Origin of the sequence: Ruegeria sp. HKCCA4812, assembly GCF_013034245.1 — a bacterium.
GTDB lineage: Bacteria > Pseudomonadota > Alphaproteobacteria > Rhodobacterales > Rhodobacteraceae > Ruegeria.
Genome location: NZ_WQFQ01000013.1, coordinates 1 through 15,290, shown reverse-complemented (window position 1 = coordinate 15,290; position 15,290 = coordinate 1). Strand labels below are relative to the sequence as shown.

General features: G+C 58.0%; 16 protein-coding genes. 12 read left to right on the top strand and 4 right to left on the bottom strand.

Features of this window, described 5'->3' with window-relative positions; all coding sequences use genetic code 11:
- Positions 1-2: 2 nt before the first annotated feature.
- A complete protein-coding gene (locus GOW04_RS20935) occupies positions 3-701 on the bottom strand; it encodes a GntR family transcriptional regulator (RefSeq protein ID WP_171233897.1) in 699 nt (232 codons plus the stop codon).
- Between the two features lie 112 nt (positions 702-813).
- Between GOW04_RS20935 and GOW04_RS20930 the strand changes: the two genes are divergently transcribed.
- Entirely contained in the window at positions 814-2,508 is a 1,695-nt protein-coding gene (locus tag GOW04_RS20930) for a thiamine pyrophosphate-binding protein (RefSeq protein WP_171233896.1), read from the top strand.
- Here GOW04_RS20930 and GOW04_RS20925 read toward each other — a convergent pair.
- Complete coding sequence (locus GOW04_RS20925) at positions 2,469-3,389, bottom strand: LysR family transcriptional regulator (protein WP_171207100.1); 921 nt, start codon at positions 3,387-3,389, stop codon at positions 2,469-2,471. The two genes, GOW04_RS20930 and GOW04_RS20925, sit on opposite strands and share 40 nt — an antisense overlap.
- 98 nt (positions 3,390-3,487) lie before the next feature.
- On the opposite strand from GOW04_RS20925, the gene GOW04_RS20920 reads away from it, so the two are divergent.
- The 11 genes from GOW04_RS20920 to GOW04_RS20870 all read left to right on the top strand — a co-directional run bounded on the left by GOW04_RS20920 (position 3,488) and on the right by GOW04_RS20870 (position 13,471).
- Positions 3,488-4,621: an enolase C-terminal domain-like protein gene (locus GOW04_RS20920; protein WP_171233895.1), complete on the top strand. Its 1,134-nt coding sequence runs from the start codon at positions 3,488-3,490 to the stop codon at positions 4,619-4,621.
- Positions 4,618-5,868, top strand: a complete 1,251-nt coding sequence (locus tag GOW04_RS20915; RefSeq protein ID WP_171233894.1) for an FAD-binding oxidoreductase — start codon at positions 4,618-4,620, stop codon at positions 5,866-5,868. The genes GOW04_RS20920 and GOW04_RS20915 overlap by 4 nt, the downstream gene beginning before the upstream one ends.
- Before the next feature lie 52 nt (positions 5,869-5,920).
- Positions 5,921-6,898 carry a TRAP transporter substrate-binding protein gene (locus GOW04_RS20910; RefSeq protein ID WP_171120827.1) on the top strand — a complete coding sequence of 326 codons (978 nt, stop codon included), beginning with the start codon at positions 5,921-5,923 and terminating at the stop codon, positions 6,896-6,898.
- Positions 6,899-6,967: 69 nt separating this feature from the next.
- Positions 6,968-7,501 carry a TRAP transporter small permease gene (locus tag GOW04_RS20905; protein WP_171233893.1) on the top strand — a complete coding sequence of 178 codons (534 nt, stop codon included), beginning with the start codon at positions 6,968-6,970 and terminating at the stop codon, positions 7,499-7,501.
- Between the two features lie 4 nt (positions 7,502-7,505).
- Positions 7,506-8,819, top strand: coding sequence for a TRAP transporter large permease (locus GOW04_RS20900; protein WP_152460436.1), 1,314 nt, complete (start codon positions 7,506-7,508; stop codon positions 8,817-8,819).
- Between the two features lie 7 nt (positions 8,820-8,826).
- Positions 8,827-9,759, top strand: a complete 933-nt coding sequence (locus tag GOW04_RS20895; protein WP_171233892.1) for a hypothetical protein — start codon at positions 8,827-8,829, stop codon at positions 9,757-9,759.
- A 186-nt stretch (positions 9,760-9,945) separates the two neighbouring features.
- Complete coding sequence (locus GOW04_RS20890) at positions 9,946-10,377, top strand: DUF2141 domain-containing protein (protein WP_171233891.1); 432 nt, start codon at positions 9,946-9,948, stop codon at positions 10,375-10,377.
- 46 nt (positions 10,378-10,423) lie between these two features.
- On the top strand, positions 10,424-10,972 hold the full coding sequence (locus GOW04_RS20885; RefSeq protein ID WP_171233890.1) for a TetR/AcrR family transcriptional regulator: 549 nt from the start codon (positions 10,424-10,426) through the stop codon (positions 10,970-10,972).
- The gene (locus tag GOW04_RS20880; RefSeq protein WP_171207094.1) at positions 10,969-11,220 is read left to right on the top strand and encodes a hypothetical protein; all 252 of its coding nucleotides are present in this window, start codon (positions 10,969-10,971) and stop codon (positions 11,218-11,220) included. The genes GOW04_RS20885 and GOW04_RS20880 overlap by 4 nt, the downstream gene beginning before the upstream one ends.
- Before the next feature lie 32 nt (positions 11,221-11,252).
- On the top strand, positions 11,253-12,398 hold the full coding sequence (locus GOW04_RS20875; RefSeq protein ID WP_217356965.1) for an aromatic ring-hydroxylating dioxygenase subunit alpha: 1,146 nt from the start codon (positions 11,253-11,255) through the stop codon (positions 12,396-12,398).
- A complete protein-coding gene (locus GOW04_RS20870) occupies positions 12,395-13,471 on the top strand; it encodes a 2Fe-2S iron-sulfur cluster-binding protein (RefSeq protein ID WP_171233888.1) in 1,077 nt (358 codons plus the stop codon). Before GOW04_RS20875 ends, GOW04_RS20870 begins: the two co-directional genes overlap by 4 nt.
- 63 nt (positions 13,472-13,534) lie before the next feature.
- Here the strand turns inward: GOW04_RS20870 and GOW04_RS20865 are convergent, their stop codons facing one another.
- Together GOW04_RS20865 and GOW04_RS20860 are read right to left on the bottom strand one after the other, a co-directional pair.
- Positions 13,535-13,906 (bottom strand): cupin domain-containing protein, encoded by a 372-nt coding sequence (locus GOW04_RS20865; protein WP_171233887.1) that lies wholly within the window; start codon positions 13,904-13,906, stop codon positions 13,535-13,537.
- Between the two features lie 90 nt (positions 13,907-13,996).
- Positions 13,997-15,034, bottom strand: coding sequence for a YeiH family protein (locus GOW04_RS20860; RefSeq protein ID WP_171233886.1), 1,038 nt, complete (start codon positions 15,032-15,034; stop codon positions 13,997-13,999).
- Positions 15,035-15,290: the final 256 nt, after the last annotated feature.

Here is a 15,290-nt window from a genome sequence, read left to right as displayed (position 1 = left end):
CCCTATGCCTCCTCGATAATGCGGGTCGAGATGTCTTCGGCCCCTTCCATGTAGATGCTGGTAATCCCGTGACGCACTGCGTCCTGAACCTGATCCATTCGCTTTGTGATATGAGCCGCCAGAACCCCGGCCGCCTCGTCCGCGTCCCTATCCAGCAGGGCCTTCATGACGTGTTTATGTTCGTCCTTGGACTTCTGCACCCGGTCCATGCTCATGGAAATCCAACGGATATAGCGGATACGCTCGTTGATCCGCGTCAGAGTTTGCAACAACTCCATGTTCCCTGACAGCTTTGCGATCCCCAGATGGAACGCTTCGTCCCGGGTAACTGCCTCTTCGATCGTCAGGCCGGTGATGTCGATGCCCGTTTCGTAAAGTTCGTCACGCAGCATTTGCAGGTCTTCATCGGTCGCCCTGGCGCAGGCGGATCGGGCCGCCGCGGATTCGATGATCTGGCGCAGCTCGAAAAGGTCGAACACGCTTTGCGCATCCAAGGAACGGCAAAAGAACCCTTGCCCCGGGCGGAAATCGAACAGCCGTTCGGCGACCAGACGGTTCAACGCTTCTCGCAACGGCGTGCGACTGACGCCCAGATCCCTGGACAGGGCGACCTCGTTCAGGCGGTCACCGGGGCGCAGGCGGAAGGAGACCGCCATCGCTTTGACCTGATCATAGATATCATCGACGCGTGGACCCGCCATAAACAATGCCCTTCTTCGGTTGATTCACAGGTGCCACACTCAATTCTTGAAATCAATATGCAAGCCTGTATACAGTTATGTGTACAATTATTACTCGAAGGAATCGCGAACCATGACAGGGACGAATTACCTGACCGGAGCCGAGGCGATGGTGCGTATGCTCGAGGCGCATGGCGTGACGCATATGTTCGGCCTGTGCGGCGATACCACCTTGCCGTTCTATGACGCGCTCGCCCGAATGGATCACGGCATTCAGCACATTCTGACCCGCGACGAACGGCACGCCGCCTACATGGCGGATGGCTATGCACGCGTGACAGGCAGGCCCGGCGTTTGCGAAGGCCCTTCCGGCGGTGGCGCGACCTACATTCTGCCGGGTGTGGTCGAGGCCAATGAAAGTTCGGTTCCAATCCTGGCGATCACCTCCGATGTGGCGACGACCAGCCGCGGGAAATACCCTTTGACAGAACTGGATCAGCCGGCGTTGTTCCGCCCGCTGACGAAGTGGAACGCGTCTCTGGATGATGCTGCCCGGCTTCCGGCCATGGTTCGTGCGGCGTTCCGAGCGATGACAACGGGAACACCCGGCGCGACACATCTGGCACTGCCGTTTGATACGCAGAAGGCACAGGTGGACGAGGCGGAAATCTGGGCCGACGACCGGCACCGCAGCTTTCCCGCCGAACGGGCTGCCCCCGATCCGGATGCCATCGAAGCAGCCGCAGCCATTCTTGCCCGGGCCAAATCCGCCGTCGCGGTCTGTGGCGGCGGCCCGGTTCTGTCCGGCGCGACCGATGCGTTGCGCCGCGTCGCCGGTCTGTTGGACATGCCCGTCGCCACAACCGTTTCAGGCCAAGGGTCCATCGCCGAAACCGGTCCTCTGGCCCTGGGTGTCGTCGGATCGAACGGCGGCATCCCCGCGACACGCGCCGTGGTGGATCAGGCTGATGTCGTCCTGTTCATCGGGTGCCGCGCCGGTTCGGTCACGACCGAACGGTGGAGAAGCCCCGGGCGCTACACCACGATCATTCACATCGACAGCGACCCCATGGTGATCGGCGCAAACTATCAGACCGAAGTGGCGATCTGCGCTGACGCCCGCCTCGCGCTTGAGGCATTGGCCCGAGCGCTGGAGGACCGGCAAGACCTGAACGGCCAAGACGGAGCAACCAAGGCCCGCGCCGCGTGGGAGGCCAAGGCGGCGGCGTTTGACCCCTTGGCTGCAAGTCGGGAAATGCCGATCCGGCCAGAGGCTGTCATGGCGTCCCTGATGGACATTCTGGACGACGATGCGATTGTGGTCGCTGACCCCGGCACCCCCTGCCCCTATTTCAGCGCGCATTACCGTTGGCGGCAACCCGGGCGGCATTTCATAACAAATCGCGCACATGGAGCACTGGGCTATTCTCTGGGGGCGGCCATGGGTGCACATGTCGGCCGGCCCTCGGTCAAGACCCTGGCCGTCATGGGCGATGGTTCGTTTGGGTTCACCTGCGGTGAATTTGAAACGATGGTTCGGCACAAAATGCCGATCACCTCGATCGTTTTCTCGAACTCGGTCTTCGGATGGATCAAGGCGGGTCAGGATGCTGGGTTTGATCAACGCTATTACAACGTCGATTTCAACCGGACTGACCACGCCGCCGTCGCAGCCGCCTTCGGAGTGAAATCATGGACGGTCAAAGACCCTGAGGACTTGCCGAAGGTGCTGAAACAGGCCGTCGAACATGACGGCCCCACATTGGTCGACATCCATTCGCAGCAGCTTCACGAGGCCGCTGCACCTGTGTCGGAATGGGTTGCGTAAGAGGCAATCGACGGGGTCAGCTGGGCCAGAAATTCCTGCGCAATCGTGGACAGGGGGCGCCCCTTTGCGGTGATGATTGCAAGATCCAGCATGACGGATGGCCTGAACGGGCGGGTCTGGTACCCGCTCTCACCATCGAATGTCACGGTAAAGGGATCGATCATCGCAACACCCATGCCCTGTTTCACAAAACTCAGCAGGTTCTCGGACAGGTGCGTGTGAATCTGTGTCCGCCACGTGCGCCCGGATGCCTGAAAGATGTCACGGGTTCGACGGTGGGTTTGGTGTTCCGGGCCCATCACGATGAAGGGCTCGTTTTCCAGTAATTCCGGTGTCAGAACGTCATAATCCGCCAAGTGGCTATTTTCTGGAAAAGTCGCAAGCGTTTCGAATTGAAACACCTGATAATTCAGAGTGTCGTGCAGGATCGGCATCTCGACGATGCCGATTTCAAACAGGCCTGAAATCACCCATTCCTGAATCTTGGATGAATACTGCGACTGGAAACTGACGGACAGGTTGGGGCGGCTTTTGGCAAAACGAGCGATCTCGCGCGGCATGAAACCAAATGACAGAAGATGCGGTGCCGCAACCTGCAATTGACCGGGATGTTTGTTCTGCAAATCTGTCACGGCCTGCGCCACGTGATCCAGCCCGCGCACGACCGTGTCGACTTCGCGGAACAGCAGCTCGGCTTCCGGGGTGGGCAGCAAACGGCCCTTGTTGCGCTCGAACAGAGGCAGTCGTGCTTCGCGTTCCAACTGAGCCAACAGATTGCTGATACCAGGCTGGGATATCCCAAGTACCGACGCCGCACCGGTTACGGTTCCGGTTTCCATGATGGCGTGAAACGCTTGAAGCTGGCGAAAGCGCAGGGACATGGATTACCGCATCATTTTTTCTGATGAACTGTCGAAGATATAGTATTTGAAATGATATGCCCGTCAAGGCAGGCTTCCGCTCAACCACAGGGGGCGGAATGAACGATCTGTCACAAAACATCATCGGTTACGACCTTTGGCACCTGAAGCTTCCGGTCACGTCCCGCCGGGATCACGGTATAGGATCCATCGAAGGCGCCTGCGAAGTCGTCATACTGCGACTGACATCCGAGGATGGCACACAGGGATTTGGCGAAGCGTCACCCTGGTCGGTGTTCACCGGCACCCCGGAAGCGACATTTGCGGCACTGGATCTATATCTACGCCCCCTTGTTCTTGGCGCCCGCGTGGGCGACCGGTCAGCCATCATGGCGCGCGCGGCCTGTGCCGTGGCGCATTGCACCGAGGCCAAGGCCGCGCTGGAAACCGCGCTGCTGGATCTGGCCGGCCGTATCAGCGACATCCCTGTCTGGTCATTGCTGGGCGGTCGCTGCCGCAACACCATTCCGCTCAGCTGTTCCATCGCCAACCCGGACTTTTCTCAGGACATAGACCTGTTGGCGCGGTTGCGAGAGGACGGCGTGCGGATTGTCAAACTCAAGACCGGGTTCAAGGATCACGCCTTTGACATCATGCGGTTGGAGTACCTTGCGCAGAACTGCCCTGAGTTCTCGGTCCGCGTGGACTATAATCAGGGGCTGAGCATCGAGGAGGCTCCGACGCGGGTGCGGGACGTGGCCCGGTTCAATCCTGATTTCATCGAACAGCCGGTTCGCGCCCATCACTTCGGCATGATGGCGAAGCTACGGCATACGACCGATGTTCCCCTTCTCGCCGATGAAAGCGTCTTTGGTCCCGAAGATATGGAACGCGCCGCGCGTGAAAGCATTTGCGATGGTGTCTCGGTGAAAATAATGAAGTCTGGCGGACTGACCCGCGGGCAAACGGTCGCCCGCATCGCGGCGGCGCACGGTCTGACGGCGTATGGCGGGGACATGTTCGAGGCCGGCCTGGCCCATCTTGCGGGCACCCATCTGATTGCCGCGACACCCGAGATCACATTGGGCTGCGAATTCTATCAGGCGTCCTATTTCCTGAAAGAAGACATTCTGGAAGAACCCTTCCGGATCCAGAACGGACAGGTCTGCGTGCCCGAAACCCCCGGGCTTGGCGGCAGGCCCGAGATGGCCAAACTGAACCATTACGCAGTGGCCAGGGCGGTTTCAGAATGAGCGACAAGAAAACCATAGCCATCATCGGCGCCGGTATCGTCGGCGTGTCGGCCGCGGTCTGGCTGCAACGGGACGGGCACGACGTGATCCTGTTCGACAAGGCCGGACCGGGTGAAGGCACGTCTCATGGCAATGGCGGTGTGCTGGCGTCCTGTTCCATCATACCTGTGACGGTTCCCGGACTGCTTGGCAAAGCACCCAAAATGTTGCTGAGCTCGTCGCAGCCGCTGTTTTTGAAATGGGGGTATCTGCCCAAGCTGCTCCCATGGCTCCGGCAATATCTGAGCCACGCGAACGTGGCAGACGTTGAACGGATCGCGGCGGCGCTGACGCCGATCGTCGGCGACAGCCTGAATGATCACAAGGCTTTGGCAACAGGCACGCGTGCTGAAAAGTGGATCGTGCCCAGCGACTATCTGTTTCTCTACGAGAACCGGGCCCATTTTGAACAAGATGCGTTGGGCTGGGGAATAAGGCGGAAGAACGGCTTTGATTGGGAAGAACTGGAGGGCAAGGCGTTTCACGACTATGACCCCGTGTTCAGCCCGGATATCGGTTTCGCTGCCAAGCTGTCAAACCACGGTCATATCACCGATCCCGGGCAGTACGTGAAAGACTTGGCCGCCCATGTTGAGGACGGCGGAGGCCGGATCATCCGCGCCAATGTCGAGGACGTCACCCGCGAGAACGGCCGCGTTACCGGTGTGCGCGCGGATGGTGAGACCATCGCTTGCGACACCGCCATTGTCACGGCTGGCGTCTGGTCGGGGCCGCTGGCGAAGCGACTGGGGGTTTCTGTTCCTCTTGAAAGCGAGCGCGGTTATCATCTTGAATTGGTGGCACCTTCTGCCATGCCCCGCAGCCCGGTCATGGTGGCTTCGGGCAAGTTTGTTGCCACGCCCATGGATGGGCGCATACGCTTGGCAGGTATCGTGGAGTTCGGTGGGCTGGACGCACCGCCCTCGCGCGCGCCGTTTGAATTGATGCGAAAGAATGCCCGGGCCGCGTTTCCGGGCATAACATGGAAGGAGGAAGTGGAATGGATGGGGCACAGGCCGGCCCCGGCTGACTCGATCCCGATCATAGGCGACGTGCCCGGAATCAAAGGGGCCTATATGGGCTTTGGGCATCATCATGTCGGCCTGACAGGTGGGCCAAAGACCGGGCGGCTTTTGGCGCAGATGATTGCGGGCAGAACCCCGAACACCGACGTAAGCGTTTATGCGCCGTCGCGCTTTGCACCATAAGAACAGACCGATGAAAAACATCGGTATATTAAAACTCGATAGGGAGAAAACGATGAAAACACTGACAAACCTTCTGGCGGCAACCGCTTTGACTGCTGCCGCGGCAGCACCGGCCATGGCCGAAAAATGGGACATGCCGATGGCCTATTCGGCGTCGAACTTCCATTCGGCCACCGGTGCGGAATTCGCCAAATGTGTAACGACCGGAACCGGCGGTGAGATCGAAATCGTTACGCATCCATCCGGCTCGCTGTTCAAAGGTGCCGATATCAAACGCGCAATCCAGACCGGGCAAGCCCCGATCGGCGAACGCCTTCTGTCCGGCCACCAGAATGAGAACGCGTTGTTCGGTTTCGATTCGATCCCGTTCCTTGCGACCTCGTTCGACGACAGCGCCAAGCTTTGGGAGGCCGCCAAGCCATCTATCGAAAAAGTATTGGCAGAGCAGAACCTGACGCTGCTTTATGCTGTACCGTGGCCACCGCAGGGGCTGTATTTCAAGAATGAGGTGAACTCGGTCGCCGATATGAAGGGCATCAAGTTCCGTTCGTACAACAACGCGACTTCGCGACTGGCCGAGCTGACGGGCATGTTGCCGGTGACGATCGAAGCGGCAGAAATCAGTCAGGCTTTTGCGACGGGTGTCGCCGAGTCGATGGTGTCTTCGGGATCGACCGGGTATGACCGCAAGGTCTGGGAAAGCCTGAACTATTTCTACGAAGTCGATGCCTGGTTGCCGCGCAACTACGTGATGGTGAATTCGGATGTCTGGTCGGGCGTGTCCGACGCCAACAAGAACGTCATCAAGGCCTGCGCAGAGCTGGCGGAATACGCGGGCAACTGGCGCGCCAAGGAATATACCGGCTTTACTCTGCAAGGTCTGCGTGATGGTGGCATGACCGTCGGTCCGGCATCCGAGCAGATGACGAATGAGCTAAAAGAGATTGGTGTGACCATGACCAATGAATGGCTGGAAGCCGCCGGAGACGAAGGCAAAGCCATCGTCGACGCGTTCAACGCCTCTCAGTAACCGTTCGAGGCAGGCGGCGCTGCATTGCGTCGCCTGTTTTCCATCCAATCATAACAAAGCGGGGACGCCATGGCGGTATTGCGGGGGCTTCGGTCCGTTCTGGATTTCATCTATCTTGCAGCGGGGGTACTGGCGGCGGTCAGCCTGATTGCCATTCTTTTGCTGATCGTCGTGCAGATGCTGGCCCGCTGGACCGGTGAAGTATTTCCCGGAGCGCCCGACTATGCCGGCTATGCAATGGCGGCGGCATCTTTTCTGGCCTTTGCCAATGCGTTGAACCGGGGCAGTCACATTCGGGTTTCGATCCTTCTGAACGCGGTACCTGGCAGCGTGCGGCGTGTCCTTGAAATCTGGTGTTTCACCATCGGCACAGCCGTCATGTGGTATTTCTGCTGGTATGCCTATCGCTTCGTCTATTGGAGCTGGAAGTTCAACGACATCAGCCAGGGTCAGGACAGAACCGCGCTGTGGATTCCGCAATCCGCGATGCTGATCGGAGCCGTGATCCTGGCCGTCGCGCTGACGGATCACCTGATCCACGTCCTGTTCAAAGGTGACCATCGCATTGTCCGCGATCTGGCCGACCAGAGCCACGGAGAATAGACGCATGGAAAACCTGTCTGTCATCATCCTTTTCCTTTTTGTTCTGTTCACCCTTCTCGGGACCGGTGTCTGGGTCGGCCTAGCCCTGATGGGGGTCGCCTGGGTCGGGATGGAGCTGTTCACCACCCGCCCCGTGGGCGACGTGATGATCACGACGATCTGGTCCGCTTCGTCGTCGTGGACCCTGACCGCCTTGCCCATGTTCATCTGGATGGGCGAAATCCTGTACCGCACGCGATTGTCCGAAGACATGTTCAAAGGGCTGTCCCCCTGGATGGCCCCCTTGCCCGGCGGTTTGGTGCATACCAATATCGTGGGTTGTACCGTCTTCGCGGCAGTCTCAGGTTCGTCGGCCGCAACGCTGACCACCGTCGGAAAGATGTCGATCCCCGAACTGCGCAAGCGCAACTACCCCGAACGGATGATCATCGGTACTCTGACCGGCGCGGCCACTCTGGGGCTGATGATCCCGCCGTCCCTAACCCTGATCGTCTATGGGGTGACGATCAATGAATCGATTACCAAGCTGTTCTTTGCCGGCATCCTTCCCGGCCTGGTGCTGGCGGCGATGTTCATGGGTTATGTCGCGATCTATTCCAAGTTGGGCAAAGACTGGACCCCGGATGTCGAGGGCAAGCTGAGCTTTTCCGAGAAAGTCAGAAACTCCCGCTTTTTGTTGCCTGTGATCCTGCTGATCACGGTCGTCATCGGCTCAATGTATCTGGGCTATGCCACTGCGACCGAAGCTGCGGCTTTCGGGGTGATCGGCGGCCTGCTGCTGGCGGCAGGCCAGGGGTCGTTGAACTGGAAGACATTCACCGAAAGCCTGATGGGCGCCACGCGAACCAGCGCGATGATCGCCCTGATCCTTGCCGGCGCGGCGTTTCTGTCGCTGTCCATGGGCTTCACCGGCCTGCCGCGCGGGCTGGCCGATCTGATTGCAGGTTGGGAACTGACCCGTTTCGAACTGCTTATGGTCCTGCTGGTGTTCTACATCATTCTGGGCTGTTTTCTTGACGGGATTTCTTCCGTCGTTTTGACCATGGCCGTGGTGGAACCAATGATCCGCGACGCTGGCATTGACCTGATCTGGTTCGGCATCTTCATCGTGGTCGTCGTTGAAATGGCGCAGATCACACCACCGATCGGATTCAACCTGTTCGTGATGCAGGGCATGACCAACCATGAGATGAGCTATATCGCACGCGCTGCGATCCCGATGTTCCTGATCATGGTGCTGATGGTTTTCATCCTCATCTGGTTCCCCGACCTCGCCACTTGGCTGCCCGAGAATTTGCGTCAGAGCCCGGGCGGGTAAAACGGCCTTGAACCTGCTCCATCTGGCGGCCCGCCACGGGCCCCGTGTTCTGGTCGCCGGATTGGCGGCGGGTCTTCTATTGCCGGGTTTGGCCGAGCCCATGCGAGGCCTGCTGCCGCCCCTGGTCGTGTTGTTGCTGTTCGTAACCGTCCTGAGAATGGACCCCGAAACCATTCTTGGATCGTTGAGCGATCTGCACAAGGTCGCGTTCACCGTCATCGGGTTTCAATTCGTGATACCGCTGATCATTCTGGCCATCGGATTTGTCGGGGGATGGACCGGAACGCCGGTGCTTCTGTCCCTGCTCATCATGGCGGCTGCGCCCTCGATTTCCGGCAGTCCCAACATGTGTTTGATGATGGGCTACCCACCTGAACACGCGATGCGAATGATGGTGGTTGGGACCGCCCTGCTGCCATTGACAGCGTTTCCCGTGTTCCTGCTCATGCCTGAACTGGGCGGCATTCACTCTGTTCTGCTGGCCGGGTTGCAACTGCTGTTGACGATACTCTGCACAACCGGCGCCGCCATTGTTGTCCGGCGCGTCTGGTTGCGTTCACCATCACGCTCCACATTGGTGAATCTGGAAGGGTTGGGCACAATCACCTTGGCCGTTTTTGTCATCGGCCTGATGCCTTCTGTCAGCACCACAGCGCTGAAAAGCCCGGCCGTCGCGGCCTTCTGGATCGCGCTCGCCTGTCTGGCCAATTTCGGAGCACAATTCATTTCGTTCCGGATTACCCGAGGACGTCTGCCGGCAGCCAGAGCAACCGCTGTCTCTTTGATCGCGGGAAACAGAAACATCGCGATATTCTTCGTTGCTTTGCCGCCCGAGGTCACCGCACCCATCATGGCCTTCATCGGGGCGTATCAAATCCCGATGTACCTGACGCCAATGGTCATGCGTCATCTCTACATGAGGCAAGTCTTGCCCGAGTAGCTTTGGAAAGCCGGCTTAGGATATTTTTATCCCTTTTCTCCGATCCTTGTCGGCGTTGGGCCGATACGTCGTGCTTGGTTCAATGCAAAAAAACACGCTCAGGGAAATCGGGTGAATAATTGTCACTATTGACAGTTAATTGCACTCTTCCTATTTACTGTCAATGTTGCCAGTAAAAGATATATCATGCCGATTAGCAAACTGGTCGTCGCATCTGTGATGACACTAGCTTCAACCCTCGGGGCATCCGCACAAACTCTCACTGCGACGGTGCAGGACGTGCGCAATGCAGAGGGTGATTTGATCATTGCCGTGTTCGATGACTCAAAATCTTTTGGGGCCATGGACGTGGCGAACGCGGCGGCCTTGGCTTCCATTCCTGCTGTCAAGGGCTTGGCTTCGGTCACCTTTCACAATCTCCCGCTTGGCACCTATGCGATTGCCGCGATTCACGACGAGAACAGCAACAACGACCTGGATACCGAGAAGGATGTCCCAACCGAAGGGTACGCCTTTGGCGGCATGGATCGGAGCGGTCTACCGCCGGAATTCGCGGATGCCGCTGTCGCCGTCGGCACCGGTGCAACCGCAGACCTGAAGCTGAAATACTGGAAATAACATGATCGGGCGCCCCTCAAATCGTGATGAACGTTGTGAGCAGATTATGCAGGCTCTGGTCAGATGTGTTGCGAGATATGGCCTTGATGGTGCATCGCTTTCGCAAATAGCCAAGGAGGCGGGCCTGACACGGCCTCTGATCCGGCATCACCTGGGCAATCGGGATGAATTGATTACGACCCTGCAAGACTATGTTCTGAAAAGTTTTTCGGAACAGTCTGACGCGCTCGTTGCAGGCTTGCCGGCGTCGGGAAAATCAAGACATCTGATCGATCTTCTGTTCTCGGACATGAACCAGACGTCACCGGATATGGTACTTGCCTTCGCAGCACTCACCGCGCGGGCGGTCGAGGATGCTTCGCTTCGCCAGGCCTGTCGAGAGGCTCTGCTTGCCTTTGAAACTACGATTGCTGCGATACTGCGCGCGGATTTCCCGAATGTGGATGCCGCAAAGGTCAATACCGCCGCTCATGGCATCGTGGCGCTTTATTTCAACGCGACGTCTTTGGCCCCTCTGGATATGCCGAATGTCTGGAAAACTCAGGCCGAACAGGCCGCGCGTGCGCTGTTCAATGGCCTGGCGCAAGAACCATGACACGCAAGCGACAGCTGAACTACATCACCTTCGCGGCGCTGATGGTGACGACGGTACTTGGCTATCAGACGTTGTGGGGGCTTCTTTTCATGTTCTGGACAATCCCGAATTTCTATTCCGGTCACGCTTTGCTTTTGACCGACGTAACCCGGGAAGAGGACCCCATCCTGTTTTGGCTGATCCAACTCGCCTGGGTCGCATTAGGCCTGTCGATGATCGCCATCGACTTTCTCCCCCAAACGTTTTGAAAATTCCTTCACAAGAGGCTCAAATGAAACCCATGCTGCACCTTTTGCCGGTCGAAGCTTACACGAGCCAGGATTGGTTCGACCGGGAAATGCGCGAAATCTTCTCCAAAACCTGGCGCTACGCCGGTTTTATGGAGGATGTCAGTGAACCCGGCCAGTTCATCGCCGTGCAGGCCGGACTCAACAATATATTCGTGATCATGGGTCGCGATCGTCGCCTGCGCGCCTTCCATAACATCTGCCGCCACCGCGGAACCCAATTGATCCGCGCGGTTGGCAAAACGCAAAAAGCGTTGACCTGTCCTTATCACGATTGGACCTACGATCTTGAAGGCAATCTGATTTCGGTGCCGGATGAGCACGAGGAATTTGGCAAGGTCGACAAGTCCTGTCTTGGCCTGAAACCCGCCAAGGTCGACATCTGGAAATCGATGATTTTCGTCCATCCAGACCCCGACGCGCCTTCCATCGCCGAATGGTTCGGCCCCGTCGAACCCCATATCGGCCCGCACGTCCCGGAAGAGCTGATCGAGTACGAAGACCTGAACACCAGCTATGAGATAAAGGCAAACTGGAAGGTTGTCGTCGAAAATTACATCGACGTTTACCACCTGAGCCATCTGCATTCGAATACGCTTCAGATGTATGACCACAAATCCGCCGAATTCCACTGGGAAGGACCTCATTACATGTTTTGGGAGCCGCCCGTGGCGGAGTTTCTGGAAGATCAGGACAGCAAACTGACCGCCCCGCGCGTCATCCCCAAAGAAATGAACGGCGCCTGGGTGCCGATGCTGTTCCCGGGGATTGGTCTGGCCGCTTCGGAAGACGGCTGGAATATCTTCATTGTCGAACCCCTTGGCCCGGAATTGACACGAGTTCACAACCGCGGGCGGGTATCAAACAGCTCGGAATGGGAATTCACCAAACAGTCGATGAAGTCGTCCTCTTTCTGGGCCACGTTTGGAATTGCCGGGAAATACGAAGCCAATGACGCGATGGGCGAAGATGACCCGATGGTTGCCGGTGACTTTACCGGCGAAGATATCTATGCGTGCGAGCAGCAGCAGAAGTCCCTGCATTCTCCGTATTTTGAAGCAGGTCCGGCGGCAAACGGTGAAAGTCCCGTCATCGAGCACCAGAAAGTTGTTCTGCAATGGTTGGGGGAAGGGAAATGAACTCGCGTGATTTTTTCCCATTGCGCGTTTGCGGGACCAGAGTCGAGCCGGATGGCGTGGCAAAAACCGTTATGTTCGATGTCCCTGACCACCTGATGGACATATTCGCCTGGAGGCCGGGCCAACACGTGTCCGTTCGTTTCAATATTGATGGCGAAGAGCACCGTCGAAGCTATTCGATCTCCAGTTCGCCTTACTCCGGGGACCCGCTTCGCATCACCATCAAACGGGTCAAGGGTGGCCGTGTCAGCAACTTCATCAACGACACTGTTCAGGAAGGGCAAACCATTGACGTCATGCCGCCATTTGGCAGTTTCTGCCTGGACCCCGACGAAACGGCGCGGCGCACCCATTACTTTTTTGGCGCGGGCTCTGGCATTACTCCGCTCTTTGCAATGCTGAACTCGGCTTTGACAGCCGAGCCCCATTCAGTCGCGCATCTGGTGTATGGCAACACAAACGCGAAGAGCATCCTGTTGCAGCACGAACTGAGCGTGCTTCAGCAAGCGCATCCCGAATGTTTTACAATCAACCATGTCTTTTCGAAACCCGGCTGGTGGTCCAGCGCCGAGTACTGGCGGCAAGGTACAATCGACAAGGCCGCAATCGAAGCGTTGATCGCCGAGTATCCACCTTACGCCCAGGACGCGCGGTACTATATCTGTGGTCCGGGCGATATGAACCAGGCCGTCAAATCGGCCTTGATGTCCATTGATGTTCCCCAGAACCGCATCCAAATGGAAAGCTATGGTGCTGCGCCGGATCTGGACACGGGTATTGAAGGGGTGGACGCAACCGTTGAACTGACGCTGGAAGGCACCCGACATCTCATTTCGGTCTCCAGGGGACAGACCGTTCTTCACGCAGCGCAGTCAGCGGGGCTCAAGCCACCCTATTCCTGCCAATCCGGAGTTTGCGGCGCGTGCCGGGCCAAACTGACCAACGGCACAGTTCATATGCGGGCGCGCATGGCACTGGACGACAAAGACATCAAAGCCGGAGAAATCCTGACCTGCCAGTCAATACCCACGGCGGAAAAACTGGCGATCAGCTTTGACCAGACCCGTCGGTGAAGATCCGGTGACGCGCCTGAGGCCTGCCGGTTCACGCCGCCTCAGGTTCATTCACGGATCGGATCATGCGTCCGGCGCACATTCTCGGATAACGAAGTGCTTGGTCGTTTCTTCCACGACTTCCCAAAAGCCGCGAAAGCCATTGGGGATCAAAAAGCTGGCCCCAGTGCGAAAATCCTGACGGGTCCCGTCTTCGTGGATCAGGGCGCAATGACCTTTGACGATATAGCAATATTCGTCCTTGTCCGTGAACGCGTGCCATTTGCCCGGCGTAGACGTCCAGGTCCCGGCAGACAGTTGCCCATCCGGGCTGGTGAAATGCATTCCAATCTTGTGATGCGGATCACCCGCGACAACGCGATCGGGAAGATCGGCCAAACGCCTTTCGCTGCGCGTTGCCGGCTCATCGAATAGATTGAGTACCTGTGTCGTCATGAGGTCATACCCTCCTGCTGGTCATGTAGTGCGAGATGACGTGACCGGCCGATGGTCGGTCACGTGCTGAACTTGGATTTCCGCCATCCTCTAATGAAACAGGTAGACACCCGCCAAAACCAGAGCAGCGATGAAGATCGTCTCGGCCACGATCAGGACGATGGCCTGCCCACCCACATCCAGAATCCGCTTGAGCGACGTTTTCATGCCCACTGCCGCAATCGACACCAGCAGCGCCCACCGGCTGAGATCGGCCATGGCCGACGAGACCACATCCGGGATCAGGCCCATTGAATTCAGGACGGCAAACATCAGAAAGCCAACGACAAACATCGGCAAAATGGGTGGGCGCTTGCCGTCTTCCTCGCTGAACTCCGCGTGGCGCCGGACTAGAAACGAGATGACCAGCACCACCGGGGCCAGCATTGCGACACGGATCAGCTTGACCAAAGTCGCCACCTCACCGGTTTGGTCCGAAACCGAAAACCCGGCCCCGACAACCTGCGCGACATCATGGATCGTTCCGCCCAGGAAGACCCCTGAAACCTCGTCGTTGAACTCGAAAGTCTCGGTGAGGATCGGGTAGGCGATCATCGCGATTGTCGACAGAACAGTAACCGACAGTACCGTGAAAACCAGGTTCCGCTCCGAATGCTCGTTTTTGGGCAGAATGGCCGACAAGGCCATCGCGGCCGATGCACCGCAGATCGCAACCGATCCCCCCGTCAGCACCCCAAAGCGCCAACCACGGCCCAGAAGACGCGCGCCAAGAAGCCCGAACAGGATCGTGAGGATCACACCGGCAATCACAACGGCAATCAGATCAGCGCCAAGGCTCATCATCAATTCAACGGAAATACGCGCCCCAAGCAGCGCAACGCCAAAACGCAGAACCGTTCGTGCGGTAAATTCGATTCCGGCCTTGCAGTCACCGGCATCGTCTTCGGCCAGGAAATGGAACGCGATGCCCAGCAACAGGGCCATCAGCATCGCCGGGGCACCATAATGTTCGGACAAGAACTTCGCTGCGACGGCAACAACCACGGAAACAAGGAAACCGTGCCCGTTCAAACGAACGAAAGACCGTGCCCGAAGCCACGGCGAGTTGGATGCACTCAACGCCTGCATCTTACTTCCTTTGCAATATTTGAGCTGCCTTTTGGGCAAAGCCTGCCCCCACCCGCACCGTATTCGGCCCGGGTGGGGGCAGGATCAGATTACAGTTCGGCCTGAGCTTTCATGTCGTCTGCCGAGATTCCTGCGACGGCGACTGGTTTTTTCATTGCGTCGCGGCGGAAGGGTTCGCCGAGCTCCTGGTTGATCAGGGCCTCGATCAGCGTGGTGATGCCGTTCTTCTGATCCTCGATCGCCTGGTTCAGCGCCG